This window comes from Pseudonocardia alaniniphila (assembly GCF_022524485.1).
Classification (GTDB): domain Bacteria; phylum Actinomycetota; class Actinomycetes; order Mycobacteriales; family Pseudonocardiaceae; genus Pseudonocardia; species Pseudonocardia alaniniphila.
In genome coordinates this window covers 79,476-105,542 of sequence record NZ_JAKXMK010000033.1, presented here as the reverse complement: position 1 = coordinate 105,542, position 26,067 = coordinate 79,476, and the positions used below count along the sequence as shown (strand labels likewise).

Below are 26,067 nucleotides of genomic sequence, written 5' to 3'. Positions count from 1 at the left end.
GGGTCGCTGAACCTGTGCCCGGGGGTCGCCGCGCGCCATGATCGGTGCGAGATCCGGCTATCGGCCCTCGCGAGGGCGCAATTCCCAATCTCGCAACGATCTTCGCTAGCGCCGGGGCGTTGGCGGGCGGGTCGCTGAACCTGTGCCCGGGGGTCGCCGCGCGCCATGATCGGTGCGAGATCCGGCTATCGGCCCTCGCGAGGGCAGAAACACCGATCTCGTGGCGATCTTCGCTCCTTACAGGGCGTTGGCGGGCGGGTCGCCCGAACTGCGTCCGCGGGTGGCCCGTTCCTGCGCCGGTCCGTGGGCTGCGCGTCATGATCGCCGCGAGATTCGGGTATCGGCCCTTGCGGGGGCGGAATCCCTGATCTCGCGACGATCTTCGCTAGCGCGGGGCGTTGGCGGGCGGGTCGCTGAACCTGCGTCCGCGGGTCGCCGCGCGTCATGATCGGTGCGAGATCCGGCTATCGGCCTTTGCGGGGGCAGAAGCACCGATCTCGTGGCGATCTTCGCTCCTTCCAGGGCGTTGGCGGGCGGGTCGCCCGAACCGTGTCCGCAGGTCGCCCGTTCCGGCGCCGGTCGTTGGACCCGGCTGCCATGATCGGAGTGAGATCCGGTTATCCGCCCTTGCGGGGGCGGATTCCCTGATCTCGTGGCGATCTTCGCTCACCCGGGGGGCGTCAGGGGGTCAGGTGTTCCAGGGCCTCTGCCAGGTCGATCACGTCGGCGTACTTGGCGTCGAGGTCGGTGAGGTTGGACTCGTGGAGGGCGAGGGAGCGGTCGGCGCACGCCTGCCGGACGACCTGTGGGCGCAGCCCGTGGCCCAGGGCGTCGGTGGCGGAGGCGCGGACGCAGCCGGACGTCGAGACGCCGCAGACCACCACGGTGTCCACGCCGAGGGCGTGCAGGGTGGGGGCCAGCGACGTGGCGAAGAACGCCGAGGCGTACTGCTTCACGACCAGCGGCTCCCCGGGCAGGGGCTTGAGTGTCAGCTCGCCCCAGCCTCCCGCCGCTCCCTCGGCGAACGCGGTCAGCGCGGGCACCTTCCGCACGAAGAGCCCGCCGTCGACGAGGTCGGGGGAGTAGCGCACCACCGTCCAGACGACGGGGTGGCCGCCCGCCCGCGCGGCATCCACGAGCGCGGCGGTGGCGGCCACCGCGGGTGCGGGATCGGGCAGCTCGAAGGGGCCGCCCCGCTCGGTGTAGGCGCGGACGAGGTCCACCACCAGCACCGCGGGACGGGCGCCCCACCCCACCCGTCCCGAGAACGAGCTGCCGTGCGGGCTGGTCATGAGGTCGACCAGACCGGGCGCTTCGGGGCAGGCAGGCCGGTCTCGGCTTCGCAACGTGCCAGGAGCTCGTCGATGGGCGGGCCCATGTCGAATACCGGCAGCTCCGCGGGACGGTCGGCGCGCAGGCGGTTGCGCAGCTCCGCCGTGGCTGCGTCGTCGACCTCGCCGGCCTCGGAGACCACCATGCCATAGCGCTGCGCCCCCGCCGCCGTGACGAGCCCGCGCCGCACCTCCAGAGCGACGAGCGCCGGGTCGCGCTCCAGCGGGTCGCCCCAGCCGCCCCCGCCCCACGTGACGAAGTGCAGCACGTCGCCGGGGAAGACGGGCACGTCATGGCACTTCGAGGGGAGCACCTCGCGGGTGCCGTCGACGCGGTCGATCCACTTCGTGCCACGCGCGCCGGGTGTGCCGCCGTTGACGCCCCACGGGTAGGTGAGCCACCGGTCGTCGTGGATCGCGATGGTGCCCGGCTCCTCGAACACGTATGCGACGTCGACGCCGTTGCCCCCACGATGGAGCCCGGCGCCACCGGTGTCGGCGATCGTCTCCCACTTCTCGATCCGCAGCGGGTAGTAGGACTCCAGGTACTCGCACGGGATGTTGACGAAGCTCGGCCACAGGGAGTGGCCGTCGGGTCCGTCGCCGAGGGGGCGCCCGGGGATGCCGCCGAAGCCGATCGAGTAGAGCTGGAACCACTCGCCCTTGCGGTCGCCGCCGGAGTAGTGCCCCGAGTACATGAAGTGTGGGGACGAGGAGAAGCCCGCTGCGTTGAGCAGCGCCGGGTTGGTCTGGCCCAGGAGCCCGCCGAACAGGTCGAACACACGGCCGATGCCGTGGTTGCGCCCGTTGAGCGACGCCGGGTGCTTCGGCTTCCAGTACGAGCCGTCCGGGATCGTGACGTCGACCAGCGGGTAGAACCCGTCGTTCCACAGGATCTGCGGGTCGGCCACCGTGATCATGTAGATCCCGAAGAACATCCGGGTGAGGTTCTCGTTGATGTAGTAGTTGATCGGCCCGGCGGCCTGCGGGCTCGACCCGGTGAAGTCCAGGTGCACCTTCTCGCCGGTGCGGGTGAGCGAGAGCTTCAGCTCGTAGGGGCCGTTGCCGACGCCGTCGTCGCAGATGTAGTCGGTGAACGAGAGGGTCTTGCCCTCCTCGAACACCATCTCCAGCAGCACCTTCATCGCGTCGTAGTTGCGCTGCAGCAACGCGTCGAGCGCGGACAGGTAGGTGGCCGTGCCGAACCGTTCGCACATCTCGACGACACGCCGGCCCGCCGTCCGACATGCAGCGACCAGCCCGTTGAGGTCGGCGCGGTTCCAGTCCGGCATCCGGACCTGGTTGAGGATGATCCGCAGCGCGTCCTCGTTGAGCACGCCCTGGCGATAGAGCTTGAAGGGCGGGATCACCACGCCCTCCTCGTAGATCGTGCGGGCGTCGGTGGGCATCGAGCACGGCGTCTTGCCCCCGACGTCGGACATGTGCCCGAACATCGACGCCCAGCCCACCACGCGGCCCTCGTGGAAGATCGGCATGACGATCAGCCAGTCGTTGGCGTGGCTGATCGCGGCGCCGCACGCGTACGGGTCGGACGTCAGCAGGACGTCGCCCTCCTCGACGGTGTCGTCGAACCCTTCGAGGAAGTCGGGCACGGAGAGCCCGAACTGGCCGACGACCATTTTCCCGCTGGGGTCGCCGATGAGCGGGAACTCGTCGTGCTGCTCCCGGATGCCCGGCGAGAGCGCTGTGCGGAACAGCACCTCGTCCATCTCGTAGCGGGCGTTGCGCAGCCCGTTCTCGATGAGGTCGAGGGTGACGGGGTCGACTGCGGTCTTCTCGATCTCGCCGGTGGCGGTCTCGATGATCCGTGCCATGCGCTCAGCCCTCCACGGGGTTGATCAACAGGCTGCCGGACGGGTGCACCGTCGCCGTGTGGCCGGGCAGCACGAGGGTGGTGGAGTCCATCTCGGTGACGATCGCCGGACCGGTGATCACGTGGCCCGCCCGTAGTTTCGTGCGGTCGTAGACGTTCGCCTTGACCGACTCACCGGAGATGTGGATCGGGTGCGTGTCGAGCAGCGCGGCGGCTGGGTCGCCGTCGCCGTCGGGCAGGTGCGTGGCCGCCACCTGCGGGCGTGGGCCCGACACGGTGGCACGGGCGTTGACCAGTTCGTGGTCGGTGCTGAGCAGGAACGAGAACAGCCGCTCGTGCTCCACGTCGAACGCGCCGGCGAGCGTGGTGAGCGCCGACGCGGGGTCGTCGAGCCAGCGGGGGTCGACGTCGATGCCGATCTCGAAGCCTTGGCCGTGGTAGCGGACGTCCACCTGGTAGGTCGTGGTCTGGTCGGGCCCGGCGACGCCCTGCTCGGCGAGCCGCCCGCCCGCCTCGGCGGCCAGCTCGCGCAGGATGCCGGCGAGGTCGTCGCCGGTCAGGTCGTGGAAGCGCCGAAGCACCGTGCGGGCCGACTCGCTGCGCTTGGACGTGGTGGCGTCACCCAGAGCGCAGAGCACGCCCGGTGACGGCGGCACGATCACCGGCCACGCGCCGGTCAGCTTCCCCAGCGCGTTGGCGTGCAGCGGGCCCGCGCCGCCGAACGCGACGAGCGCGAAGTCGCGCGGGTCGAAGCCCTGCTGCACCGACACGAGTCGCAGGCCGCCGAGCATGTTCTCGTTGACGATGTCGACGATTCCCGCGGCGGCAGCCTCCGGTGTGGGCAGCCCCATCGCTTCCGCGACCTTGCCGACGGCGTTCCGCGCGGCGTCGACGTCGAGGGTGATCTCACCGCCCGCCAGCGCCGACGGGAGGTAGCCGAGCACCACGTTCGCGTCCGTGACCGTCGGCTCGGTGCCGCCCTTGCCGTATCCGGCGGGCCCGGGGTCGGCGCCCGCGGACTGCGGGCCGACGCGCAGCGCCTTCGTCAGCTCGGGCACGTGCGCGATGGAGCCGCCGCCCGCCCCGACCGTCCGGACGTCCACACTGGACGCTCGCACGGTCAGGTCGCCGACCTTCGTCTCCCGGCCGATCCGCGGCGTGAGGTTCTGTACGAGGGCGACGTCGGTGGAGGTGCCGCCCATGTCGAACGTGATCAGGTCGGAGTAGCCGCACTGCTCGGCGGTCCACACCGCGCCCGTGACGCCGCCCGCAGGCCCCGAGAGCAGCATCGTCACCGGGGCGGCGATCGCGGCGTCCGCCGTGGACAGCCCGCCGTCGCTGCGCAGGATGGCCAGCTCGCCGGCCACACCGCCCTCGGCGAGCTTGCCCGACAGCGTCTCGACATAGCGCTTGACCTGCGGCTGCACGTACCCGTTGGCCACGGTGGTGACCGTGCGCTCGTACTCGCGCAGCTCGGGCAGCACGTCGGAGGAGAGCGAGACCGGCACGCCGGGGAGCATCTCTGCCGCGATCTGCGCGATGCGCCGCTCATGGGTGGGGTCGGCGAAGGAGTTGATCAGGGAGACGGCCAGAGCGTCGATCCCGTGGAGCTTCGCCAGCTGCGTGCGGACGTCGGCCTCGTCGAGATCGCGGATCACCGTGCCGTCGGAGGCGAGGCGCTCGTCGACCTCCACGGTGTTCTCCAGCGCCGCGAGCGGCTCCGGTTTCGGCCAGATGATCCAGCCGGCCAGACCGCCGGGCACGTAGGAGCGCGCGATCTGCAGAACCTGCCGGAAGCCCTTCGTCGTGACCAGCCCGACGGTGGCGCCCTTGCCCTCCAGGATCGCGTTGGTGGCCACCGTGGTGCCGTGCAGCACCTGGGCGACGTCCGAGAGGGCGATCCCGGCCTCGTCGCACACCTTGCCGATGCCGTTCAGCACGCCTACGGCCTGGTCGTACGGCGTGGAGGCGGTCTTGGCGCGCCATGTGGTGCCGCTCGCCTCCTCCACCAGCAACACATCGGTGAAGGTGCCTCCGACGTCGACACCGAGGCGATAGGTCATGGAGCCTCCTGCTCACGAGCGACCCGCAGCATCACGGTGCGGGCGTTCTGGATGTGTGCGGTCATGACGGCCTGCGCCCACGTCGGATCGCCCGCCCGGATCGCGGCGACGATCTCGACGTGGTGGGCCAGGCTGCGGCGCAGCGAGGCGTCGTCGTAGGCGTGGAAGTTGCGCAGCTGGATCGGGGCATGGATGGCGCCGGCGAGCGCGGTGGCGAGCGCGGGCTGGGCGGCGACCACCACCAGCCGGTCGTGGAACCTGCGGTTGAGCGGCACGAGGGCGTCGAGGTCCTGGTCCGGCCCGGGCAGGCCCACGTCGAGCATCGTGCGCGCCAACTCGTCGAGGACGGTGATGTCGGTGGCGTCGGCGCGTGGGACCGCGAGCGCGGTGATCCGGGGTTCGAGCGCCGACCGCAGGTCGAACACGCCCTCCAGTTCGGCCACCGTCCAGCTGGCCACGCGCGCACCGCGGTTGGGAACGATCTCGACCAGGCCCTCCGCGGCCAGCCTGCCCAGCGCCTCGCGCACCGGCGTGCGGCTCACGCCGAGACGTTCGGCCAGCTCCACCTCGCCGAGACGGGTACCAGCGGTGAGGTCACCGCGCAAGATCAGCTCCCGCACCGCGCCCACGGCCCGTTCCGACGCCCTCGTCACACACCCTCCTCGGCTGATTGTGTGCAAAATAGGCCCACCGGTCGTCCCATGGCAAAGCATGGCCGCCATGCCTTAACTTGTTGTATACAAATTGGGAGGTTGGACGTGGGAAACCTGTTGCGACAACCCGCCGCGCCCCGGGCTCGGCTGCGCGAACTGCTGGCCGGGCCGCAGCCCGTGTCCGCCCCCGGCGCCTACGACGCGCTCTCGGCCCGGCTCGTGGAGGAGGCCGGGTTCGACGTCGTGTACATGACCGGCTTCGGCACCACCGCGTCCCTCATCGGGCGCCCCGACGTCGGGCTCCTCTCCGCCGCCGAGATGATCGACAACGCCCGGCGCATCGTCGCAGCGGTGGACGTCCCGGTGATCGCGGACGCCGACACCGGCTACGGCAACGCGATCAACGTGGTGCGCACGGTGCAGGCCTACGAGCAGGCGGGCGTGGCCGGGATCCACCTCGAGGACCAGGTCATGCCGAAGAAGTGCGGCCACATGAGCGGCAAGGCCGTGGTCCCTGTCGCGGAGATGGTGGGCAAGCTGCATGCTGCCGTGGCCGCCCGCCGCGATCCCGATCTCGTGATCATCGCCCGCACCGATGCCGCAGCCGTCGAGGGGCTGGACGCAGCGATCACGCGGGCGCGTGCGTACGCCGAGGCGGGCGCGGACATGCTGTTCGTCGAGGCGCCGACCAGCGAGGACGACATCGCGCGGGTGGCGCAGGAGCTGAAGGGCGTGGCTCCGCTGGTCTTCAACTGGGCCGAGGGTGGCCGCACCCCGCCGATCCCACTGGAGCGGATCGGCGACCTCGGGTTCGCACTGGTCCTCTATCCGATCGGCACCCTGCTGGCAGCGACCACCGCCATCCGGTCCCTGCTGGCGACGATCCGGGCCGACGGCACACCGGCCGCGGCGTTGTCGGGGCTCCCGGCATTCGGCGAGTTCACCGACTTCATCGGGCTGCCCGAGGTGCTCGATCTGGAGCAGCGCTGGGGCGGCTGAACCGGGCCGTCGCGAACGGAATGGTCGAGGGTCAGGCCACGGTGCCGACGAAGACCTCGGGCGGGCAGCCGAAGCCGTAGGGGTCGGGCATGAAGTCCTCGGGGTTGCCGCTCGAGGGCAGGACCTTCCCGCCGGAGACGTCGACGATCAGCTGCGTGCCCTCGCCGTCCTCGATGAGCGCGGTGCCGTCGGCGTTCTGCTGGACGAGCTTCGCGCCGGCGAACCGGGCGGGGTCGACCACGGGGTTGCCGACCCGCTCCGCCTCCGCCCGGCAGGCCGGCTCCTGGGCCTTGAAGAACGCCACAGCGTCGGGCGCGGCCGTTACCGCGGTGGTCGCTGTCGCAACGGTGGTCGGCGCGGTCGCCGTGGTCGTGTCCTGCGCAACCGGCGCGGTGGTGGGCGGGGCACCGGTGGCCTGCGGCGTCTCTCCGCTGGAGGTGCACCCGACGAGGGCCGTGGCCGCAACCAGGCCGACGAGCACCACACGCAGTCGCATGCGATGGAAATCTATTGTGGACCGTCGAGCCGATCTACCGCCGTACGCAGGCAGATTGCGCCATTTCCACGGTTCGTCGCGTCCGGGTCGGACCGACGCTCAGAGCCTCGGATCGACGGCTCGCTGCAGGTGTTCGGGGAGGGCCGACTTCGACCATGGACCCCATCTTGGCCAACTCGGTGGCCAAGTCGGCACGATCCCCTGATCGAAGGCGGCCCCGATCGGTGCCACCGGGTCCGCCCGCCTAGTCTCGGACGTCATGAGCCGGGACAAGGTGCGGGTGGCCGTGGTGTTCGGCGGCCGCAGCAGCGAGCACGCCATCTCCTGCATCTCCGCCGGGTCGGTGCTCTCGCACCTCGACCGCGAACGCTACGAGGTCGTGCCGGTCGGCATCACCAGGTCCGGGGCCTGGGTGCTGGGCACGGACGACCCGCGTCAGCTGGTGATCTCGGGCCGCGAGCTCCCGTCCGTCGACGAGTCGCGCACCGCGCTCGCGCTGCCCGGTGACCCGACGCGCGGCGGGCTCGTCGTCCTCGACCAGGACCGCGCAGGCGAGGTCTTCTCCGGGGTCGACGTCGTGTTCCCGGTGCTGCACGGCCCCTTCGGCGAGGACGGCACGATTCAGGGCCTGCTGGAGATGGCCGGGGTGCCCTACGTCGGCGCGGGTGTGCTCGCGAGCGCGGCCGGCATGGACAAGGAGTTCACCAAGAAGCTGCTGGCGGCCGGCGGCCTGCCCATCGGCGATCTCGTGGTGCTCCGGCGCGGCACCGACACCCTCACGCCCGAGCAACGCGATCGCTTGGGACTTCCGGTGTTCGTGAAGCCCGCGAGGGCCGGGTCGTCGGTCGGGATCACGCGGGTCACCGACTGGGCCGATCTGCCCGACGCGATCGCCACGGCCCGCGAGCACGACCCGAAGGTGCTGGTGGAGGCCGCGATCGAGGGCCGCGAGGTCGAGGTCGCCGTCCTGGAGTTCCCGGACGGCACCGTGCGGGCGAGCGTGCCCGCCGAGATCCGGATCGTCGGCCCCGGTGCAGGCGGCGCCACCCCCGAGTTCTACGACTTCGAGGCCAAGTACCTCGACGACGTCTGCGAGTTCGACATCCCCGCCAAGCTGGGCGACGCGGAGTCCGAGCGGTTGCGGGAGCTGGCCGTGGCCGCGTTCCGGGCGCTCGACGGCCAGGGTCTGGCGCGTGTCGACTTCTTCGTCGGGCCGAACGGCGAGGTCACCGTCAACGAGGTGAACACCATGCCCGGATTCACCTCGATCTCGATGTTCCCTCGGGCGTGGGCGGTGACCGGCCTCGACTACCCGACGCTGCTCACCACACTCGTGGAGACGGCGCTCGCGCGGGGCACGGGCCTGCGCTGACTCAGACCCCGGAGATCGTCCGCCAGATGAGGAAGCCGTTCAGGAGGATGATCACCGCCGCGGCGAGCCCGGCGACCGTGGTGGTGAGCCGCCGGTTGACCAGCTCGGCCATGATGTCGCGATTGCGGGTGAGCAGCACGAGCGGCACCAGCGCGAACGGGATGCCGAACGACAGCACCACCTGCGAGAGCACCAGCGCCTCGGTGGGGTCCACGCCGATGCCCAGCACCACGAGCGCGGGGGCGAGGGTGAGGAGCCTGCGCAGCAGGAGCGGGATCCGGCGCCGGATGAACCCCTGCATCACCACCTGCCCCGCATAGGTGCCCACCCCGGACGAGGCGAAGCCCGAGGCCAGCAGGGCCAGCGCGAATGCGAACGCGGCCGGCTGGTCGAGCACCCGGGCCAGGCCCGCGTAGACGCCCTCCAGGGTGTCGGTGTCCGGCACGCCGCTGCCGAAGAACAGCGCCGCGGAGATCACGAGCATCGACGCGTTGACCAGCCCGGCCAGCCCCATCCCGATGAGGACGTCGATCTGCTGGTAGCGGAGCAGGAAGCGCCGTTCGCTCACGGTGGTGGCCGGGACGCGGGTGTTGGTGAGCGCGGAGTGCAGGTAGATGACGTGGGGCATCACGGTGGCCCCGAGGATCCCCGTGGCCAGCAACAGGCTGTCGGTGCCCTCGAAACGGGGGACGAGCCCGGCGGCGGCTGCGCTGGGGTCGACGCCGATGCGCAGCACCGTGCTGAGGAACCCGAGCAGGATGACGCCGAAGAGGCCCGCGATGGCCAGCTCGAACGGCCGGTAGCCGCGGCCCTGGAGGCCGAGCAGCGCGAACGCGACGATCCCGGTGATCACCCCGCCGGTGAGCAGCGGGATCCCGAACAGCAGGTGCAGCGCGATCGCCCCGCCGATCACCTCGGCCAGGTCGGTGGCGATGGCCACGAGCTCGGCCTGCACCCACATCACACGGGTCACCGGCCGCGGGAACCGCTCGCGGCACATCTCCGGCAGGTTGCGCCCGGTGGCCAGCCCGAGCTTGGCCGAGAGCGTCTGGATGAGCATCGCCAGCAGGTTGGCGGCGACGATCACCCACAGCAGCAGGTAGCCGAACTCGGCGCCTGCCGAGAAGTTCGTGGCGAAGTTGCCGGGGTCGACGTAGGCGATCGCGGCGACGATCGCCGGGCCGAAGAAGGCGAGCCGGCCCCGTACTCTGCCGCGGGCCCGCAGTTCCTCGATGGTGGACGGGGCGGGCTGCGTGGCCGTCACGACTGCGGCACTTCGACGCCGGGGGACTCGTCGACGACGTGGCCGTGCACCAACCTCGTGAGTGGGTCACCGAGGGGATGACGCTCGTCGCCGATCCGCACCCAGCGCGGACCTCCGAACGGGGCCTGCTCCTCGACGCCGACGACGACGCCGGGCACGACCCCGAGGTCGCCGAGGTAGCGCAGCGCCGCACTGTCACGGTCGGAGACGCGTTCGACGAGGAACCGCCGACCGGCCGGCACGGTGGACAGCGCCTCGCCCCAGTTCTCCTCGTGCGGCCCCTCGCGCGGCGGGATGGGGTCGCCGTGGGGGTCGTGGGTGGGGTGGCCGAGCGCGGCGTCGATGCGCTCCTCGAGCCGCTCGGACAGGGCGTGCTCCAGCAGCTCGGCCTCGGCGTGCACCTCGTCCCACGGCACGCCGAGCGTGCGGGCGAGGAAGGTCTCCAGCAGGCGGTGGCGACGCACCACGCGGAGCGCAGCGCGTTCCCCGCTGGCGGTGAGCTGCAGTGATCGATGGTCCGGCCGGGTGATCAGCTCGCCGTCCTCCAGGCGCTTGACCATGGATGAGACCGACGGGGACGAGACGTGCAGCTCGTGGGCCAGCTGGCCGGTGGTGACCGGGCCTTCGCGATGGGCGAGGTGGTATATCGCCTTGAGGTAGTCCTCGGTGGCCCGCGACATAGTCACCATGAAGAACGATGGTAGACGCGTCTAACGACTACCGCTAGCGCACTCTCACGGGCACCGCAGGCAGCTCTGCGCGGATCACGTCGGACAGCTGCTGGAGGGGACCGCTGCCGGAGTCGACCGGTTCGGTCACCACCACGTAGATCGGACGGTCCACGGCCACGTAGGTGACGACCTCGGGGTTCGGTGCGTCGTCGGAGAGCTGTAGCCACTGCACGCCGTTGATCTCCAGGAGTGCCGAGGCCGGGTTCAGCTCGGACGGGCGCGGGAGGCCGCAGCGCAGCACCACGGGCTGGGGCGCCGCCGCCCACGCATGCACGCCGGGCTGCGCCGGCTCGGCCTGCTGGCGGGTCGGCAGGGTGCCGTCGCCGGAGGACAGGCCGGCCGGGAGCGCAGCCAGCAACTTCGTGCAGTCCGGGCCCGTCGCGTCCGGTGCATCCACCGGCACCACCGCGAGGGGCCCGGTCTGCGGCGGCGCGGGTGTGGGCTCACCGACCCCCCGAACCCTCGCTGTGATGGAGATCGCGGCCACGGCCACGGCGAGCAGCAGCGGCAGCGCGATCGCGATCACGACCGGTAGTGAGGGCCGGGAACGGACGGTGGGAGCCATGGCTCAGGAGGCTAGGTGCACCACTGGGCACGTCAGGGTGCGGGTGATACCTGCGACGCCCTGGACCTGGGCAACCACGAGCTGACCCAGGAGGTCGACGTCATTGGCCTGGGCGCGCACGATCACGTCGTAGGGTCCGGTGACGTCCTCCGCGGACAGCACGCCCGTGATGCCGGAGATCTCCGCTGCGACAGCGGCGGCCTTCCCGACCTCCGTCTGGACCAGGATGTAAGCCTGCACCACGGCGTGCCCCTTCCACTTCGGTTGAGCTCTCCGGGGTAGGAAAGTCGGAAGCCGAACGTACCGGAGGTACCGCTGTGCCGACATCGTTCCCGCCCCCCACCGGGGACGCCGAGGCGGAAGACACACTTTCGACCCTCGGCGAGTTCGGGCTCATCGCCCGGCTCAATGCCGGCCGCGCCCAGCCCGCAGGCACGCTCCTCGGTCCCGGCGACGACGCCGCTGTGGTGGCCGCGCCCGACGAGCGTGTCGTTGCCTGCACCGACGTGCTGGTCGAGGGCGTCCACTTCCGGCTGGACTGGTCCGCCCCCGACCAGGTCGGGCGTAAGGCGGCAGCCGCCAACCTGGCCGACATCGCGGCGATGGGAGCGGTGCCCACCGCGTTGCTCGTGGGGCTCGCGTGCAGCCGGGACACGCCCGTCGACACGTTGACGGCCCTGGTGGACGGCCTGTGGACGGAGGCGGGGGTCGTGGGCGTCGGGGTGGTCGGTGGCGACGTGGCCTCGTCACCGACGCTGGTGCTCTCCGTCACAGCGCTCGGAACGCTGGAGGGACGAGCCCCGGTCACGCGCGCGGGAGCGCGGCCGGGCGACGTCCTGGCGATCTGTGGACGGGTCGGGTGGTCGGCGGCGGGTCTCGCCGTGCTGGCGCGCGGATTCCGATCACCGGTGGCGGTGGTCGGCGCTCACCGCGTACCGGACCCGCCCTACGCGGCAGGTCCGCAGGCGGCGAAGGCCGGCGCCACGTCGATGATCGACATCTCGGACGGGCTCATCGCCGATCTCGGCCACGTCGCACGGGCGTCGGGCGTGCTGCTCGACGTGCGCAGCCGCGCCTTCGACGTGCCCGCCCGGCTGGTGGACGTCGGTGCCGCGCTGGGTGTCGACCCGCTGCGGTGGGTGCTCACCGGTGGCGAGGACCATGCGCTCGCGGCCACCTTCCCGGGTCCGCTCCCCGAGGGCTGGACCGAGATCGGCACGGTCCGGGCGGGTGATCCCGCCGTGCTGGTGGACGGGCGGCCCTACGAAGGGCCCCAGAACGGATGGGACCACTTCACCCGCTGAGGCGGCGCGGTCGCGGGCGTCGGCGCTGCGCGCCCGGCGGCGTGACGGTGGGCACGTGCCCGGGCGTCGTGCGTCGACCCGGTGTTAGGTTTTCACCGTCAGCTCTGACGGTGAAACCGGGTTGGAGGTGCTCATGACCACACGCGATCACCAGCGTGCGGCGACCTACCGAAGGATCGTCGACGTTGCGGTGGAGTCGCTGGTGGAGTCCGGCTTCGCCGCGACGACCACGGTGGAGGTGCAGCGCCGAGCCGGCCTCAGCCGCGGTGCGCTCCTGCACCACTTCCCCACCAAGGAACAGCTGTTCACCGCGGCCGTCCACCGGCTGGTGGAGTTCCATCTCGAGGCCATGTGGGAAGAGCTCGCGGCCGCCCCGCCCGACACAGACCCGGTGGCGCGCGGCGTGTGGGTGCTGCGACGCGCGAGCCGGCGGCCGTCGTTCGGCGCCGAGCTCGAGCTGTGGGGCGCCGCGCGCACCGACGAGCGGCTGCGTACGGCACTTCGCTCTGCCGAACGCGGCGCACTCGCCGAACTGCATGCCGTGATCGACGCGATCTTCGGTCCCGAGATCGCCGCCCGGCCCCGCTATCCGATCGTCGTCGACCTGACCGTCCAGCTGATGCGCGGGCTGGCGATCAGCGCATCGCTGCAGGAGCGCGTCAGGGAGGAGGAGCCCCTGATCGACCACTGGGCGGACATCGTCCGCGGGCTCCTCACCGCCGACCCCGTCCGACCCGATTCCTGATCTTCGGAGGTGTCCCGACATGCCATCCACGCACGAGGTCGCCAACCAGGTGCCACCGCTGGGAGACGTCGACACGGCCGCCGACCCCGCGCTGCTCGAGGCGCTGCACCGGGAGGGTGCGGGCTGGGCCGAGGCGGAGGTCCACGCGGCCGGCCGGATCGCCGGGAGCGAGCAGGCCCGGGAATGGGGCCGGCTCGCCAACGAGTATCCGCCTGTGCTGCGCACGCACGACCGCGTCGGACATCGGATCGACGAGGTCGAGTTCCATCCGGCATGGCACGAGCTGCTGGGCACGGCCGTCCGGCTGGGCCTCACGGCCGGCCCGTGGCAGGACGACCGGCCCGGCGCGCACGCCGCCCACGCGGCCACCAGTCTCGCCTGGACGCAGGTCGAGGCCGGGCACATGTGTCCGGTCGGGATGACCTACGCCGCGGTGCCGACGCTGCGGCACGCCCCGGAGCTCGCCGCCGTCTACGAGCCGTTGCTCGCCGCGCCGGAGTACGAGCCGGGGTCGCGCCCGCCTGCGCAGAAGCAGGGGCTGCTCGCCGGGATGTCGATGACGGAGAAGCAGGGCGGCTCGGACGTCCGCACCAACACCACACGGGCGGTGCCCGCAGCCGACGGCAGCTACCGTTTGACCGGACACAAGTGGTTCACCTCGGCACCGATGTGCGACGTGTTCCTGGTGCTCGCCCAGGCACCTGGCGGCATGTCCTGCTTCCTGCTGCCCCGGATCCTGCCCGACGGCAGCCGCAACCGGATGTACCTGCAACGGCTCAAGGACAAGCTGGGGAACCGGTCGAACGCCTCGGCCGAGCTCGAGTACGACGACGCCGTGGCCTGGCTGATCGGTGAGGAGGGCGACGGGCTGCGGCTGATCCTGGAGATGGTCGACAACTCGCGCCTGGCCGTCACCGTCTGGAGTGCGGCCGGGATGCGGGCGGCCACCGTCGCCGCCGTGCATCACGCCACGTACCGCACAGCGTTCGGCGCCTACCTCTACGACCAGCCGCTGATGCGCAACGTGCTGGCCGACCTGGCCCTGGAGAGCGAGGCCGCCACCGCGCTGGTGATGCGGGTCGCCGGCGCCACCGACCGTGCCGTCCGTGGCGACGACAGCGAGGCGGCGTTCCGGCGGATCGCGGGGGCCGTCGGCAAGTACTGGGCCTGCAAGCGCACACCGGCCCATGCCGGAGAGGCGCTGGAGTGCTTGGGCGGCAACGGGTACGTCGAGGACTCGGGGATGCCGCGTCTGTACCGGGAGGCGCCGCTGAACTCGATCTGGGAGGGCTCGGGCAACGTCATCGCGCTCGATGTCCTGCGAGCGCTGCACCGCGAGCCCGAATCGGTCGTGGCGTTCCTCGGAGAGCTCGACGCCGCTCTCGGCGCCGACCGCCACTACGACTCCGCCGTCGCGCGTCTGCGTTCCGGGCTCGAGGCGGCGCAGGCGGCCGGCCCGGGGGATCCGGCCGTCCAGTTCGGGGCGCGGCGCCTGGCGGAGCAGATGGCCCTCACGCTGCAGGCGTCGTTGCTCCTGCGCCACGGCCATCCCGCGGTGGCCGACGGCTTCTGCGCGTCCCGCCTGGCCGGCGACCAGGGCCACACGTTCGGCGCCCTCCCCGCGGGAGTCGACGTGGGGCCGGTGATCGAACGGGCCCTGGTCAAGGCTGCGTAGTGCCCGTCGGGAGGGCTCTCGTCACATGGACGAGAGCCCTCCCGGTGGTTACGGCAGCATCCAGCCCAGCACCGGGGTGGCCTGCAGCGTGATGAGCACCGCCAGCACGAGCAACATCCCGAGGCTCCAGCCGACCACCTTGCGCAGGATCACGCCCTCCTGGCCCTCCAGCCGCACGGCGACCGCGGCGATCGTGAGGTTCTGCGGGGAGAGCATCTTGCCGAGCACACCGCCGGAGGAGTTGGCGGCCGCCAGCAGCTCGGGCGGCAGCCCGGCGCCCTGAGCGGCGGTGACCTGCAGCGAGCCGAACAGCGCGTTGGCGGAGGTGTCGGAACCCGTCACGGCCACGCCGAGCCATCCGAGCACGGGCGACACGAACGCGAGAGCGGCGCCGGCGCCCGCCACGAACAGCCCGATCGCGGTGGTCTGGGCCGAGGCGTTCATGACGTAGGCCAGTGCCAGCACCGCCGCGACGGTGAGGATCGCCCACCGCAGCTCGGACACGGTGCGCCCCCAGATGGCCAGCGCCCGCCACGCCCCGACACCCAGGATCAGGGCGACGATGATGCCTGCGATCACCATGAGCGACCCCGCGGTGGTCAGCCAGGTCAGCGAGAACGAGGTGGTGCTGTGCGGCTTGCCGTCGGTGCCGATGACGTCGAGGAACGGCCAATGGAAGGCGAGCTTCAGGGAGTCGAGCGCGGGCTTGAGGCCCGGAAGCTGGGCCAGCGCGAAGACCACCACGATGATCACGTACGGGGCGTAGGCCTTGCGCACCTCGGCGGGTGAGTCGGGCTGGGTGGCGGTTCCCGGACCGCCCGCAGCGGCCACGGCGGGCCGGCGGGCGGCCCACACCGCGTGCGGCTGCGCCCGCGCCAGCAGGAACACCGCGACCGCGCCGAGCAGCGACGCGACGATGTCGGTGAGCTCGACCGAGATGAAGTTCGACGTCACGAACTGCCCGACGGCGAACACGACCCCGCACACGACGGCCGGTACCCACGCTTCCCGGACGCCGCGCCTGCCGTCGACGAGGAACACCAGCACGAGCGGGACGAACAGCGCGAGCAGCGGCGTCTGGCGGCCGACCATGGACGCGACCTGCTCGAGCGGCAGGCCGGTGACCCGGGCGAGCGTGATCACCGGGACACCCATCGCCCCGAACGCGACCGGTGCCGTGTTGGCCACCAGGGCGACCACCGCCGCCTTCATCGGCTTGAACCCGAGCGCCACGAGCATCACCGACGTGATCGCGACCGGGGCGCCGAACCCGGCGAGGGCCTCCAGCAACCCGCCGAAGCAGAACGCGACCAGGATCGCCTGTGTGCGCTCGTCGATCGAGAGCGCGCCGAAGCTGCGGCGCAGCACGTCGAAGTGGCCGGTGGCCACGGTCATGTTGAACACCCAGAGGGCGTTCACCACGATCCAGAGGATCGGGAAGAGCCCGTAGAAGGCTCCGTGCGCTGCGGCCGACAGGGCCATCCCGAACGGCATGGCGAAGCCGAGAATCGCCACCACCAACGCCGCGGCGAGCCCCGATAGCGCCGCCCACGGCGCCCGGACCCGAAGCACACCAAGCAGGACGAGCACGACGGCCAGTGGCACCACCGAGACGAGCGCCGAGAGCCCGAGGGAGCCCCCGACTGCCTCCGGGTTCTGTTCATAGGCGGCCAGCACGATGGCGGCTGTTGGAGATGGGGAGGACGGCACTATCAGCGCAACGGTGGGCCACATGGTCGCGCAGTGTGCGTCTCCACTTCTGATTCAGCACAGCGAGGTGCCCCATTCGGCGTAATAGCTGTGATCAGATCACCCGTTAGATCCCTTTTGTCCGATACAGATCGCGCAACAAAAGGATCTCTGCGGAGTGGTGGATCGCCTCCCGATTGATGTGGAGCACGAGCGTGGCCATCGAGTGCTCGGCATACGGCCCCTCGGCCGGCCCGACCGCACGCTCCAGCGCCTCCGCATCGAGGCCGCGCACACCCGTGATCCAGGCGGCGTACGTCTCGTCGAGCTGGCGCAGCGCCTCGTCGGCCGTGGCGGCGTAGACGAAGCTGTCGTAATCGAGCTTGGGTGCGCCGAAATGCGACCCGGCCCGCGCCCCGAAGACCCCGACGATGATGTGGGCGAGCCGCCACGCAATGGTGGTGACCGGCGGCGGCACGGGCTCGGGAAAGGCGAACTCGAGGGTGAACTCACCGCTTCCTGCCTGCACCGGCGCACTCGACGTGCCGCGCGGACGCAGGCTCCAGGAATCCGGAGCGGGCTCCCAGAAGTACTCCTCGTCGGCGAGCCCGCGTAGCCGCGGCCGCACATGCCCCTGCCAATGCCAATCCAGCTGCTCGACGAGCTGGGGAGTCCAGTCGATGCTCATGAGCAGACGATATGGAGAAACCCCGACAAAACGCCGAAGCCTGTCGAGCGCAGTTGTTCAGCTGCGGGGGACCGGTATCCCTCGGATCGAGGCGTCCAGCAGCTGTACCGGGTGCAGGAGGGGGATGGGGTCGGTGTCGTCGCCTGCGTTCAGGTGCTTGCCGATCTGGAGCAGGCAGCCGGGGTTGGCGGTGACGATCACGTCGGGCTCGACGGAGCGCACGTTGGCCGCCTTGCGGGCCCCGAGGTCCCCGGCGGCTTCCGGCATCACCATGTTGTAGATCCCGGCGGAGCCGCAGCAGAGCTCGGCCTCGGGCAGGTCCACCAGTTGGAGCTCCGGGATCGAGCGCAGCACCGTACGGGGCTGGGCCCGCACCTTCTGGGCGTGCCCGAGGTGGCACGCGTCGTGGTAGGCCACGCGGCCGCGGAACGGGTGGCGCGGCGCCCGTGGCTCCAGGTCGGCGAGCACCTCGTGGACGTCCCGCACGCGCGCGCTGAACGCCGCCGCGCGCTCGGCCCACTCCGGGTCGTCGGAGAGCAGGTGGCCGTACTCCTTCATCGACGAACCGCAGCCTGCGACGTTCGTGACGACGTGGTCGACGTCGAGCCTCTCGTAGATGGCGATCTCCCGCCTGGCCCGGGCGAGGGCGCTGTCCTCCCGGCCCGCGTGCAGCTCCAGCGCACCGCAGCAGCCCTGCCCCGCGGGCACCAGCACGTCACAGCCCTCGGCGGCGAGCACGCGGACGGTGGCTTCGTTGACGCGGTGGAAGAAGACGTCCTGTACGCAGCCCGACAGCAGTGCCACCCGTGCCCGGCGCTCGCCGACGGCAGGCGTGTACGCGGGCAGCTTGGCGAACGCCTCCCGCACCGACACCGGCGGCAGCAGCGACTCCATCGCGGCGAACCGGCCCGGCAGCTTCTCCGCGAGCTTCGCGATGGCGGGGACCTTGCGCATCTTCTGGTACAGCGCTCCGGGCAGGGCCGCGGCGCGCAGCCTGCGCTTGTAGGGGAAGAGCGCGAAGATCGCGTTGCGGAAGAGCCGGTCGGACGTCTCGCGTTCGACGTTGCGCTCGATCTGCGGGCGTACCGACTCCAGCAGCCGGTCGTACTGCACCCCGGACGGGCACGCCGTGACGCACGCCATGCAGCCCAGGCACCGGTCGATGTGCTCGGTGACGGGCCCGGACAGCCCGATGTCGCCCTTCTCCACGAGGTCCATCAGGTAGATGCGGCCGCGCGGGGAGTCCATCTCCTCGCCCCACAGCTGGTAGGTGGGGCAGGTGGGCAGGCAGAAGCCGCAGTGCACGCAGTCGTCGAGCAGCTCGCGCTCCGGCGGGCGGCGGTCGTCGAAGCCGGACGGCCCCGTGCGGGGCAGGTTGGTCTCGGCGGATCCGGCAGGAGTTGTCACCGGGCGTCCTTCCCATCGTTTCCAGTCACGGGCCAGGGGGCGAACCGGCCGGGGCCGAACCGCCCGCGAGGATCCAGCTCGGCCTTCAGTGCCCTGAGCACGGCGACAGCGGACGGCGGCGGCCCCCACGCCGGGGCGTTCGATCCGGCCGGGCGGGCCCGCAGCACGGACGTGCCCCCGGCGGCATGTACGAGTGCGTGGGCGTCGGCGACGGAGTCGGGGGCCATCGTGACCGTGGCGACCCCGGTGCCCAGCCCGGCGGTGACGGTGCCGGGCGGCAGGTCGGTGAGCAGCCCGGGCAACCTGCTCGGTGTGACGCCCACCCGCAGCACCGCGCGATCAGAGGTGCCCCGCACCAGCTCGGAGTGGCGGGTCCACAGATTGTCGCCCTCGTTGCATGCCGCGTGGGGCGAGCTGTCGGCGACCACCCGCGCGCTGAACCCCAGCACCTCGCGCAGCCGCTGCAGCCGGGCCGACACCGCATCCTCCGTGCCCTCGATGCGCAGGAGCAGGCCCCCGTCGCCTCGCGCGTCTTGGGACACCCACTCCAACGCCGCAGGCTCGTACGGACCGCCGAGCACGCGCCCGGCGAGTTCGGCGGCATCGGCGAGCGAACAGTCGGCCAGCAGCGTGGCCGTGCGCTTCGGGACGGGGTGCAGCCGCAGCACGACCTCGGCGATCACCCCTAGCGTGCCGTAGGAGCCGTGCAGCAGCTTCGCCAGGTCGTACCCGGCCACGTTCTTGATCACGTGGCCACCGCTGCGGGCGACCGTGCCGTCGGACAGCACCACGGTGACGCCGATGACCAGGTCGCGCAGCGAGCCGAAGACCAGCCCCGCCGGACCGGCGTCGCCGGTGGCGATCAAGCCGCCCACGGTGGCCCCGTCGGCGACGCGCGCGGCGTCGAACGAGACGTGCTGCCCGTGCGGCGCCAGTTCGTCGGCGAGCCCCCGCAGCGGGGTGCCTGCACGCACGGAGACGGTCATGTCACCGGGGTTGTGGGTGATCACACCGGACAGGCCGGTGGTGTCGAGCACCGCGTCGACCGGCTCGAGCCGTCCCGCCCAGTCGGCGGCCGTGCCGGCACCGGCGATCGCGACGGTGCCCGTCGTGTCGAGCAGGGCGTCGCGGAGGGACCGTAGATCGTCCGGGCGCAGCGTGGTTGACGTCGTCACCGTGACTCCTCACACGCACCTGACGGCGAACTCGCGAACTCGATCACAGGCGCTCGATCACTCCCGACTCCTCCAGCGGGTGGGGCTTGTACTTGCCCGGCCGTTCCCCGCACAGCCGAGGCGTCGGCAGCACCTTGCCGGGGTTGCAGATCCCCTGCGGGTCGAAGGCCGTGCGTACCCGCGCCATGACGGCGAGATCGTCGCGGGAGAACATCTTCGGCATCGAGCACGCCTTGTCGGTGCCGATGCCGTGCTCGCCCGACAGCGAGCCCCCGAGCTCCACGCAGAGCTCGGCGATCTCGCCGGACAGCTTCTCGGCCCTCTCCGTCTCCCCGGCGTCGGCGCTGTAGAGCACCAGCGGGTGAAGGTTGCCGTCGCCGGCGTGGAACACGTTGGCAACGCGGATGCCGGCCTCGGCACCCATCTTCGCGATCCTGTCGAGCACTTCGGCGAGCCGGGTGCGTGGCACCACACCGTCCTGCACGAAGTAGTCGGGCGAGATCCGGCCGACCGCGGCGAACGCGGCCTTGCGTCCCCGCCAGATCGCCGCACGCTCCTCCGGAGAGCCCGCGATGTGCAGACGGGTGCAGCCGTGGCGGTCGCAGATCTCCTTGACCTGCTCGAACTGGATGTCGCACTCCTCGACCGGCCCGTCCAGCTCGACGACGAGCGCCGCGGGCACGCCGACCGTGTAGCCCGCGTGCACCGCCTCCTCCGCTGCCTCGATGGCCAGGGTGTCCATCATCTCCACGGCCGCGGGCACGATCCCCGCCGCCACGATGTCGGAGACGACGTCGCCCGCGGCGGCGACGGACGGGAAGTCGGCGAGCAGCGTGCGCACCGACTCCGGGGTGCGCAGCAGCCGGACCACGATCTTCGTGGTGATCCCGAGCGTGCCCTCCGAGCCGAGGAACACCCCACGCAGGTCGGGGCCTGCCTGCTCACCGGTGTCGGCGCCCAGCGTGACGACCGAACCGTCGGGCAGGACGGTCTCGAAGGACAGAACGTGATTGGTGGTGAATCCGTACTTGAGGCAGTGGGCGCCTCCGGAGTTCTCAGCGACATTGCCGCCGATCGTGCAGACCTGCTGGCTCGACGGGTCGGGGGCGTAGTACAGCCCGTGCGGTGCCGCGGCAGCCGTGATCTCCAGGTTGGTGACGCCCGGTTCGACGACGGCGCGCCGGTTCACCGGGTCGACCTCCAGCACCCGCTTGAGCCGGGCGAGGCTGATCACCACGCCGTCGGCCACCGGCAACGCCCCACCGGAGAGCCCGGTGCCGGCCCCGCGTGCCACGAACGGCACCCGGCGCTCGGCGCACACCCGCACCGCCGCGGCCACCTGCGCCGCGTTGCGGGGCAGCAGGACCAACTCCGGCACGACCCGGTAGCCGGTGAGGCCGTCGCACTCGTAGGCCCGGCACTGCACCGGGTCGCTGATCACGTCGGCAGGATCGAGCGCCAGCTCGAACGCCTGCCGTACTCCGCCGTCCAGCGCCACTGGTCACCCTTTCCACCTCGTGCGCGTCGTTGCCCGGATGAGCCTACGTCTGCGCCGGGTAGATCGTGGACCTTGCGTTGCGCATCTCCTGCTTCCCCGGCGGTACGGCCGCTGTGTGGGGGATCTGGGTGCCCGCGTACGGTACGACCCGCTTACGCACCAGGTGCGTGGCGCGCTCGCCCCAGGAGCTCGTCACACCGCCCGGGCGAATGATCGCTTTGTCGTCGCTGATTCGAGCCCTCAGGAGGCTGAGAGCGTTGGGTCCCCGTCGGACGCTGCAGCTGTCCCTTGTCGTCGCGGCAGCGCTCGCGCTGCTGCTTGCCCTCACCGGCGCGGTCGGTCCCGCGGCGGCAGCCCCCGTGCCCGCATCCACGAGCATGATTGCTCCCTAACCCCATCTTCCGCAATGCGGAAACCACAGTCCGTCTGGTAGAAGAATGTTCGGGGACGGGTCGCGTTCGGGTAACCGCCGGACGGCGACCCTGCCGAACGACGAGCGGATGGTGGAGAAGTGACGGATCTGCAGGTCGACCCCGTGCTGCGCGCATTCGTGGCCGATGAGCTCCTACCCGGCCTGGACCTCGATCCCACCTGGTTCTGGTCCACCTGCGCCGCCCTGCAGGAGCGGTTCGCCGGCCGGACCACCGAACTGCTCGCCCGTCGCGCCGAGCTGCAGGAGCGGATCGACGCCTGGCACCGGGAGAACGGGGCGGGTGACGTCGAGGCGCTGGAGGCCTTTCTCACCGAGATCGGCTACCTGCTCCCGCCGGAGTCGCCGCAGGTGAACGTCTCGCGGGTCGACCCGGAGATCGCCCAGATCACCGGCCCGCAGCTGGTGGTCCCCGCCACCGTGCCGCGGTACGCGCTGAACGCCGCCAACGCCCGGTGGGGCTCGCTCTTCGACGCGCTGTACGGCACCGACGTCCTTCCACTGGACCACGAGCTCGAGCGTGGCTACGACGAGCGCCGCGGCGCCCAGGTGATCGCCGAGGCCGACAAGCTGCTCGACGAGCTCTTCCCGCTCCGGTCGGGCAGCCACGCCGACGCCACCGCCTACCGCGTGCAGGACGGTGCGCTCGTCGTGGAGACGACGGGCGGGAGCAGCGGCCTGGCCGACCCCGCCCAGTTCGCCGGGCACCGCGCCGGAGCCGACGACGGGCACTCCGGCGCCGTTCAGGCGGTTCTGCTGCGCCGCAACGGGCTGCACGTCGAGCTCACGATCGACCCCGCGCACCGCGTCGGGCGCCAGCACCACGCGGATGTGGCCGACGTCGCGCTCGAGGCGGCGGTCACCACGATCGTCGACTTCGAGGACTCGGTGGCCACCGTCGACGGGCCGGACAAGGTGGGTGCCTACCGCACCTGGCTCGGCCTGATGACCGGCGCGCTCACCTCGACGTTCGAGAAGGGCGGCGAGACGATCGAGCGCAAGGTCAACGGCGACCGCCACTACACCGCGCCCGACGGCTCCGAGCTGACGCTGCCCGGACGCTCCGTGCTGCTCGTGCGCAACGTCGGGCACCACATGACCACCGACGCCGTCCGCACCGCCGACGGCGAGCCGATCGGCGAAGGTGTGCTCGACGCGATGGTCTCGGCCGTCGCGGCACTGCACGACCTGCGCGGGCTCGGGCGGTTCTCCAACTCCCGCGCCGGCAGCGTCTATATCGTCAAGCCCAAGCAGCACGGGCCCGACGAGGTGGCGCTCACCGTGGAGCTCTTCGCCGCGGTGGAAGAGGCGCTCGGTCTGGAGCCCGCAACCCTGAAGATCGGGATCATGGACGAGGAGAAGCGCACGTCGCTCAACCTCGAGAACTGCATCGCCCGGGCCCCGGACCGCACGATCTTCGTGAACACCGGGTTCCTCGACCGCACCGGCGACGAGATCCACACCGACCTCGAGGCCGGCCCGGTCGTGCGCAAGAACGACATGAAGACCACGCCCTGGCTGATCGCCTACGAGGACCGCAACGTCGACGTCGCGCTGCGCGCGGGCTTCCGCGGACAGGCGCAGGTCGGCAAGGGCATGTGGGCCAAGCCCGCCGCCATGCGCGAGATGCTCGACACGAAGGGCGCGCAGCCGGAGGCCGGTGCGAACACCGCCTGGGTGCCGTCGCCCACGGCCGCCACGCTGCACGCGCTGCACTACCTGCGCACCGATGTCGCCGCCAGGCAGCGCGAGCTCGCGGGGCGCACGACCGACCGGCGTGAGCTGCTGCGGGTGCCCCTCCTGCCCGGTGAGCTCACCGACGACGAGAAGCGTCACGAGCTGGAGACCAACGCGCAGTCCATCCTGGGTTACGTCGTTCGCTGGGTCGGGCTGGGCATCGGCTGCTCCACGGTGCCCGACCTCGCGGGCGTCGGGCTCATGGAGGACCGGGCCACGCTGCGGATCTCCAGCCAGCTCATCGCCAACTGGCTGCACCACGGCCTGACCGACGAGACGCAGGTGCGCGAGACCTTCGCCCGCATGGCGGCCCTGGTGGACGAGCAGAACGCGAACGAGCCCGGCTACGAGCCGATGGCGAAGGACCTCGAGAGCAGCCCGTCGTTCCAGGCGGCGCTCGAGCTGGTCTTCACCGGCCGCGACGAACCCAACGGCTATACGGAGCGGGCGCTCACGAAGTGGCGTCAGGCGGCCAAGGCCGGCTGACGCTCCAAGTCCTGCGCGGATACGGCCGCCCCCCTCCGGCCGTATCCGCGCTCTCGCGCGGCGGTGAGGAGCGCAGGTGCGGGCGTGGGTTCGCGTTGTGGCCGTGCTGTTCGTGATCGCCTACGGCGCCAACCAGTTCAGCCCGTTGATGGTGCTCTACCGCGAGCAGGGCCACTTCTCGGCCGTGACGGTGGCCGCCTTCTTCGCCGTCTACATCCTGGGTCTCGCGCCGGGGCTGCTCCTCGGTGGACCCGCGTCGGACGTCCGGGGACGCCGGTGGGTCCTGCTGCCGGCACTGGTCGTGTCGGTGCCGGCGAGCGCGGTGCTCGCACTGGGCGGCGTACCCGGCGTGTCGGAGCCGGCGCTCTTCGCCGGACGGTTCCTGTTCGGGGCTGTCATCGGCGTGGCGATGGCCGTGGGCACGACATGGGTGAAGGAGCTCTCCCAGCCGCCGTGGGACCCGGGCGCCGACGCGGGAGCGGGTGCGCGCCGGGCGGCCCTGGCCCTCTCGGCGGGGTTCGGCGGTGGTCCGCTCGTCGCCGGGCTGTTGGCGCAGTGGGCGCCGCTGCCGATGGAGCTGCCCTATCTCGTGCACATCGTGATCACGCTGGTGGCCTTTGCCGCGGTGCTGGGTGTGCCCGAGACGCGCGTGACGACCGCGCCGCGGCAGCGGATCCGGCTGCGGGTGGCCCTTCCCGCCCGGTTCCGGTGGGTCGTCGCGCCGATGGCGCCGTGGGTGTTCGGGGGACCGTCGATCTCCTTCGCCGTGCAGCCGGCCGCCCTGGCGCACGTGACCGGGGGTCTCGGTCTGGTCTTCGCCACGCTGGTCACGGTCGTCACCCTCGGGGCGGGGGTGGCGGTGCAGCCGTGGGCGCGGCGGCTCGACCGTCGCTCGCCCTCGCTCACCGCGCGCGTGGGGCTCGCCGCGACGGTCACCGGCGTCCTGTTCGCCGCGGGATCCGCGGCACTCGGGTCCGTGCTCCTCGCCGTGACGGCCTCGGCGGTGCTGGGAGCGGCCTACGGCCTGTGCCTGGTGGCGGGCCTGCTGGAGGTGCAACGGATGGCCGCTCCCGAGCACCTCGGCGCGCTCACGGCCGTGTACTACACGATCACCTACGTCGGGTTCTTGTTCCCGGTGGTGCTTGCGGCGCTGACCCCGATGGCCGGCTACCCCGAGCTGCTGCTCGGGCCCGCCGTGCTCGCGCTCGTCAGCCTGGCGGTGGTGGTACGCAGCGGCCGCCTGCCTGCGCAGTCCGGCCTCCCGGAGCCCCGGCGGGCGCGCGGCGCGGCGGGCGGGTCATCGTAGTCTCGGGCGTGTGCTCCAGCTTTGCGCCGTATCGATCGACAACGCCGACGCCGTCCGTCTGAACGCGGAGCTGCAGCAGGAGTACCGAATCCGGTACGGCGGTGAGGACACCACGCCGATCGACCCGACGCAGTTCGACGCTCCGTACGGCCTGTTCGTGGTCGGCTACGTGGACGGTGCCGCGGTCGGATGTGGGGGCTGGCGGGCCCGGGACGGCGGTGAGGACCCCGAGCTGTGGCCCGGGGACGCCGAGATCAAGCGGATGTACGTGGGGGCGGCGCACCGCGGGCGCGGCTACGCCCGCGCGATCCTGGCCGAGCTGGAGCGGACGGCTGCGGCCTCGGGCCGGCTGCGGGCCGTGCTGGAGAGCGGCACCCACCAACCCGAGTCCGTGGCCCTCTACCGCAGTTCGGGGTATGAGCCCATCCCGGCGTTCGGCCATTACCGCGACTCACCGAACAGCCTGTTCTTCGGCAAGCCGCTGATCGCTGCCACCGGGCCTGCAACGGGGGCGACGAGGAACGGCGGTCGCTCGTCGACGACGACGCACAGGTGACCGCCGAGCGGGAGCAGGCCTGGCCACTCAGGGGCCATACCCGTCGCGCCGGCAGGGCCGAAA

Annotated in this window: 23 protein-coding genes; 8 read left to right on the top strand and 15 right to left on the bottom strand. The window is 71.6% G+C overall.

The window, feature by feature from the left end:
* Positions 1-680 precede the first annotated feature (680 nt).
* Genes MMF94_RS33050 through MMF94_RS33035 form a run of 4 tightly spaced genes read right to left on the bottom strand, consistent with a single transcriptional unit; the run spans position 681 to position 5,881 of the window.
* Entirely contained in the window at positions 681-1,292 is a 612-nt protein-coding gene (locus MMF94_RS33050) for an isochorismatase family protein (RefSeq protein ID WP_241041363.1), read from the bottom strand.
* On the bottom strand, positions 1,289-3,166 hold the full coding sequence (locus MMF94_RS33045) for a hydantoinase B/oxoprolinase family protein (protein ID WP_241041362.1): 1,878 nt from the start codon (positions 3,164-3,166) through the stop codon (positions 1,289-1,291). The genes MMF94_RS33050 and MMF94_RS33045 overlap by 4 nt, the downstream gene beginning before the upstream one ends.
* 4 nt (positions 3,167-3,170) lie before the next feature.
* The gene (locus tag MMF94_RS33040) at positions 3,171-5,228 is read right to left on the bottom strand and encodes a hydantoinase/oxoprolinase family protein (protein WP_241041361.1); all 2,058 of its coding nucleotides are present in this window, start codon (positions 5,226-5,228) and stop codon (positions 3,171-3,173) included.
* Positions 5,225-5,881 carry a GntR family transcriptional regulator gene (locus tag MMF94_RS33035; RefSeq protein WP_241041360.1) on the bottom strand — a complete coding sequence of 219 codons (657 nt, stop codon included), beginning with the start codon at positions 5,879-5,881 and terminating at the stop codon, positions 5,225-5,227. The genes MMF94_RS33040 and MMF94_RS33035 overlap by 4 nt, the downstream gene beginning before the upstream one ends.
* 105 nt (positions 5,882-5,986) lie before the next feature.
* On the opposite strand from MMF94_RS33035, the gene MMF94_RS33030 reads away from it, so the two are divergent.
* Positions 5,987-6,880, top strand: coding sequence for an isocitrate lyase/PEP mutase family protein (locus MMF94_RS33030; protein WP_241041359.1), 894 nt, complete (start codon positions 5,987-5,989; stop codon positions 6,878-6,880).
* Positions 6,881-6,911: 31 nt separating this feature from the next.
* Here MMF94_RS33030 and MMF94_RS33025 read toward each other — a convergent pair whose 3' ends face one another.
* Positions 6,912-7,376, bottom strand: coding sequence for a hypothetical protein (locus tag MMF94_RS33025; protein ID WP_241041358.1), 465 nt, complete (start codon positions 7,374-7,376; stop codon positions 6,912-6,914).
* Between the two features lie 259 nt (positions 7,377-7,635).
* On the opposite strand from MMF94_RS33025, the gene MMF94_RS33020 reads away from it, so the two are divergent.
* Positions 7,636-8,748, top strand: coding sequence for a D-alanine--D-alanine ligase family protein (locus tag MMF94_RS33020; RefSeq protein WP_241041357.1), 1,113 nt, complete (start codon positions 7,636-7,638; stop codon positions 8,746-8,748).
* 1 nt (position 8,749) lies between these two features.
* Here the strand turns inward: MMF94_RS33020 and MMF94_RS33015 are convergent, their stop codons facing one another.
* From MMF94_RS33015 to MMF94_RS33000, 4 genes are read right to left on the bottom strand one after another with little or no spacing between them, the layout of a single operon-like run.
* A complete protein-coding gene (locus MMF94_RS33015; RefSeq protein ID WP_241041356.1) occupies positions 8,750-10,012 on the bottom strand; it encodes an Nramp family divalent metal transporter in 1,263 nt (420 codons plus the stop codon).
* The gene (locus MMF94_RS33010) at positions 10,009-10,701 is read right to left on the bottom strand and encodes a metal-dependent transcriptional regulator (RefSeq protein ID WP_241041355.1); all 693 of its coding nucleotides are present in this window, start codon (positions 10,699-10,701) and stop codon (positions 10,009-10,011) included. The genes MMF94_RS33015 and MMF94_RS33010 overlap by 4 nt, the downstream gene beginning before the upstream one ends.
* Before the next feature lie 34 nt (positions 10,702-10,735).
* Positions 10,736-11,308: a DUF3515 domain-containing protein gene (locus tag MMF94_RS33005; RefSeq protein ID WP_241041354.1), complete on the bottom strand. Its 573-nt coding sequence runs from the start codon at positions 11,306-11,308 to the stop codon at positions 10,736-10,738.
* Between the two features lie 3 nt (positions 11,309-11,311).
* Complete coding sequence (locus MMF94_RS33000) at positions 11,312-11,551, bottom strand: Lrp/AsnC ligand binding domain-containing protein (RefSeq protein WP_241041353.1); 240 nt, start codon at positions 11,549-11,551, stop codon at positions 11,312-11,314.
* 74 nt (positions 11,552-11,625) lie between these two features.
* Here MMF94_RS33000 and MMF94_RS32995 point away from each other — a divergent pair, with 74 nt between their 5' ends.
* From MMF94_RS32995 to MMF94_RS32985, 3 genes are all read left to right on the top strand, one after another.
* Positions 11,626-12,612: a thiamine-phosphate kinase gene (locus tag MMF94_RS32995; protein ID WP_241041352.1), complete on the top strand. Its 987-nt coding sequence runs from the start codon at positions 11,626-11,628 to the stop codon at positions 12,610-12,612.
* Between the two features lie 133 nt (positions 12,613-12,745).
* Positions 12,746-13,357, top strand: coding sequence for a TetR/AcrR family transcriptional regulator (locus tag MMF94_RS32990; RefSeq protein ID WP_241041351.1), 612 nt, complete (start codon positions 12,746-12,748; stop codon positions 13,355-13,357).
* Between the two features lie 19 nt (positions 13,358-13,376).
* Positions 13,377-15,032 (top strand): acyl-CoA dehydrogenase family protein, encoded by a 1,656-nt coding sequence (locus MMF94_RS32985; RefSeq protein ID WP_241041350.1) that lies wholly within the window; start codon positions 13,377-13,379, stop codon positions 15,030-15,032.
* Between the two features lie 48 nt (positions 15,033-15,080).
* Here MMF94_RS32985 and MMF94_RS32980 read toward each other — a convergent pair whose 3' ends face one another.
* The 6 genes from MMF94_RS32980 to MMF94_RS32955 all read right to left on the bottom strand — a co-directional run bounded on the left by MMF94_RS32980 (position 15,081) and on the right by MMF94_RS32955 (position 21,685).
* A complete protein-coding gene (locus MMF94_RS32980; RefSeq protein ID WP_241041349.1) occupies positions 15,081-16,766 on the bottom strand; it encodes an L-lactate permease in 1,686 nt (561 codons plus the stop codon).
* Positions 16,767-16,848: 82 nt separating this feature from the next.
* Entirely contained in the window at positions 16,849-17,409 is a 561-nt protein-coding gene (locus tag MMF94_RS32975) for a DinB family protein (protein ID WP_241041348.1), read from the bottom strand.
* Between the two features lie 57 nt (positions 17,410-17,466).
* A complete protein-coding gene (locus MMF94_RS32970; RefSeq protein ID WP_379660413.1) occupies positions 17,467-18,816 on the bottom strand; it encodes a (Fe-S)-binding protein in 1,350 nt (449 codons plus the stop codon).
* Positions 18,813-19,991: an FAD-binding oxidoreductase gene (locus tag MMF94_RS32965; protein ID WP_241041347.1), complete on the bottom strand. Its 1,179-nt coding sequence runs from the start codon at positions 19,989-19,991 to the stop codon at positions 18,813-18,815. Before MMF94_RS32965 ends, MMF94_RS32970 begins: the two co-directional genes overlap by 4 nt.
* 43 nt (positions 19,992-20,034) lie before the next feature.
* Positions 20,035-21,489, bottom strand: a complete 1,455-nt coding sequence (locus MMF94_RS32960; protein WP_241041346.1) for an FAD-linked oxidase C-terminal domain-containing protein — start codon at positions 21,487-21,489, stop codon at positions 20,035-20,037.
* A gap of 43 nt (positions 21,490-21,532) precedes the next feature.
* Positions 21,533-21,685 (bottom strand): hypothetical protein, encoded by a 153-nt coding sequence (locus MMF94_RS32955; RefSeq protein ID WP_241041345.1) that lies wholly within the window; start codon positions 21,683-21,685, stop codon positions 21,533-21,535.
* Positions 21,686-22,000: 315 nt separating this feature from the next.
* Here MMF94_RS32955 and MMF94_RS32950 point away from each other — a divergent pair, with 315 nt between their 5' ends.
* The 3 genes from MMF94_RS32950 (at position 22,001) to MMF94_RS32940 (ending at position 26,004) form a co-directional block, all read left to right on the top strand.
* Positions 22,001-24,142, top strand: coding sequence for a malate synthase G (locus MMF94_RS32950; protein WP_241041344.1), 2,142 nt, complete (start codon positions 22,001-22,003; stop codon positions 24,140-24,142).
* A 76-nt stretch (positions 24,143-24,218) separates the two neighbouring features.
* Positions 24,219-25,448: an MFS transporter gene (locus tag MMF94_RS32945; RefSeq protein ID WP_241041343.1), complete on the top strand. Its 1,230-nt coding sequence runs from the start codon at positions 24,219-24,221 to the stop codon at positions 25,446-25,448.
* A gap of 10 nt (positions 25,449-25,458) precedes the next feature.
* Positions 25,459-26,004, top strand: coding sequence for a GNAT family N-acetyltransferase (locus MMF94_RS32940; protein ID WP_241041342.1), 546 nt, complete (start codon positions 25,459-25,461; stop codon positions 26,002-26,004).
* The last annotated feature ends 63 nt before the right edge of the window (positions 26,005-26,067 follow it).

Coding starts and splice junctions, on each gene's coding strand:
- MMF94_RS32975 (WP_241041348.1), bottom strand. CDS start 17,409: ATGAGCATCGACTGGACTCCCCAGCTCGTCGAGCAGCTGGATTGGCAT.
- MMF94_RS33005 (WP_241041354.1), bottom strand. CDS start 11,308: ATGGCTCCCACCGTCCGTTCCCGGCCCTCACTACCGGTCGTGATCGCG.
- MMF94_RS33050 (WP_241041363.1), bottom strand. CDS start 1,292: ATGACCAGCCCGCACGGCAGCTCGTTCTCGGGACGGGTGGGGTGGGGC.
- MMF94_RS33040 (WP_241041361.1), bottom strand. CDS start 5,228: ATGACCTATCGCCTCGGTGTCGACGTCGGAGGCACCTTCACCGATGTG.
- MMF94_RS33010 (WP_241041355.1), bottom strand. CDS start 10,701: ATGGTGACTATGTCGCGGGCCACCGAGGACTACCTCAAGGCGATATAC.
- MMF94_RS33025 (WP_241041358.1), bottom strand. CDS start 7,376: ATGCGACTGCGTGTGGTGCTCGTCGGCCTGGTTGCGGCCACGGCCCTC.
- MMF94_RS33045 (WP_241041362.1), bottom strand. CDS start 3,166: ATGGCACGGATCATCGAGACCGCCACCGGCGAGATCGAGAAGACCGCA.
- MMF94_RS32990 (WP_241041351.1), top strand. CDS start 12,746: ATGACCACACGCGATCACCAGCGTGCGGCGACCTACCGAAGGATCGTC.
- MMF94_RS33020 (WP_241041357.1), top strand. CDS start 7,636: ATGAGCCGGGACAAGGTGCGGGTGGCCGTGGTGTTCGGCGGCCGCAGC.
- MMF94_RS32985 (WP_241041350.1), top strand. CDS start 13,377: ATGCCATCCACGCACGAGGTCGCCAACCAGGTGCCACCGCTGGGAGAC.
- MMF94_RS32980 (WP_241041349.1), bottom strand. CDS start 16,766: ATGTGGCCCACCGTTGCGCTGATAGTGCCGTCCTCCCCATCTCCAACA.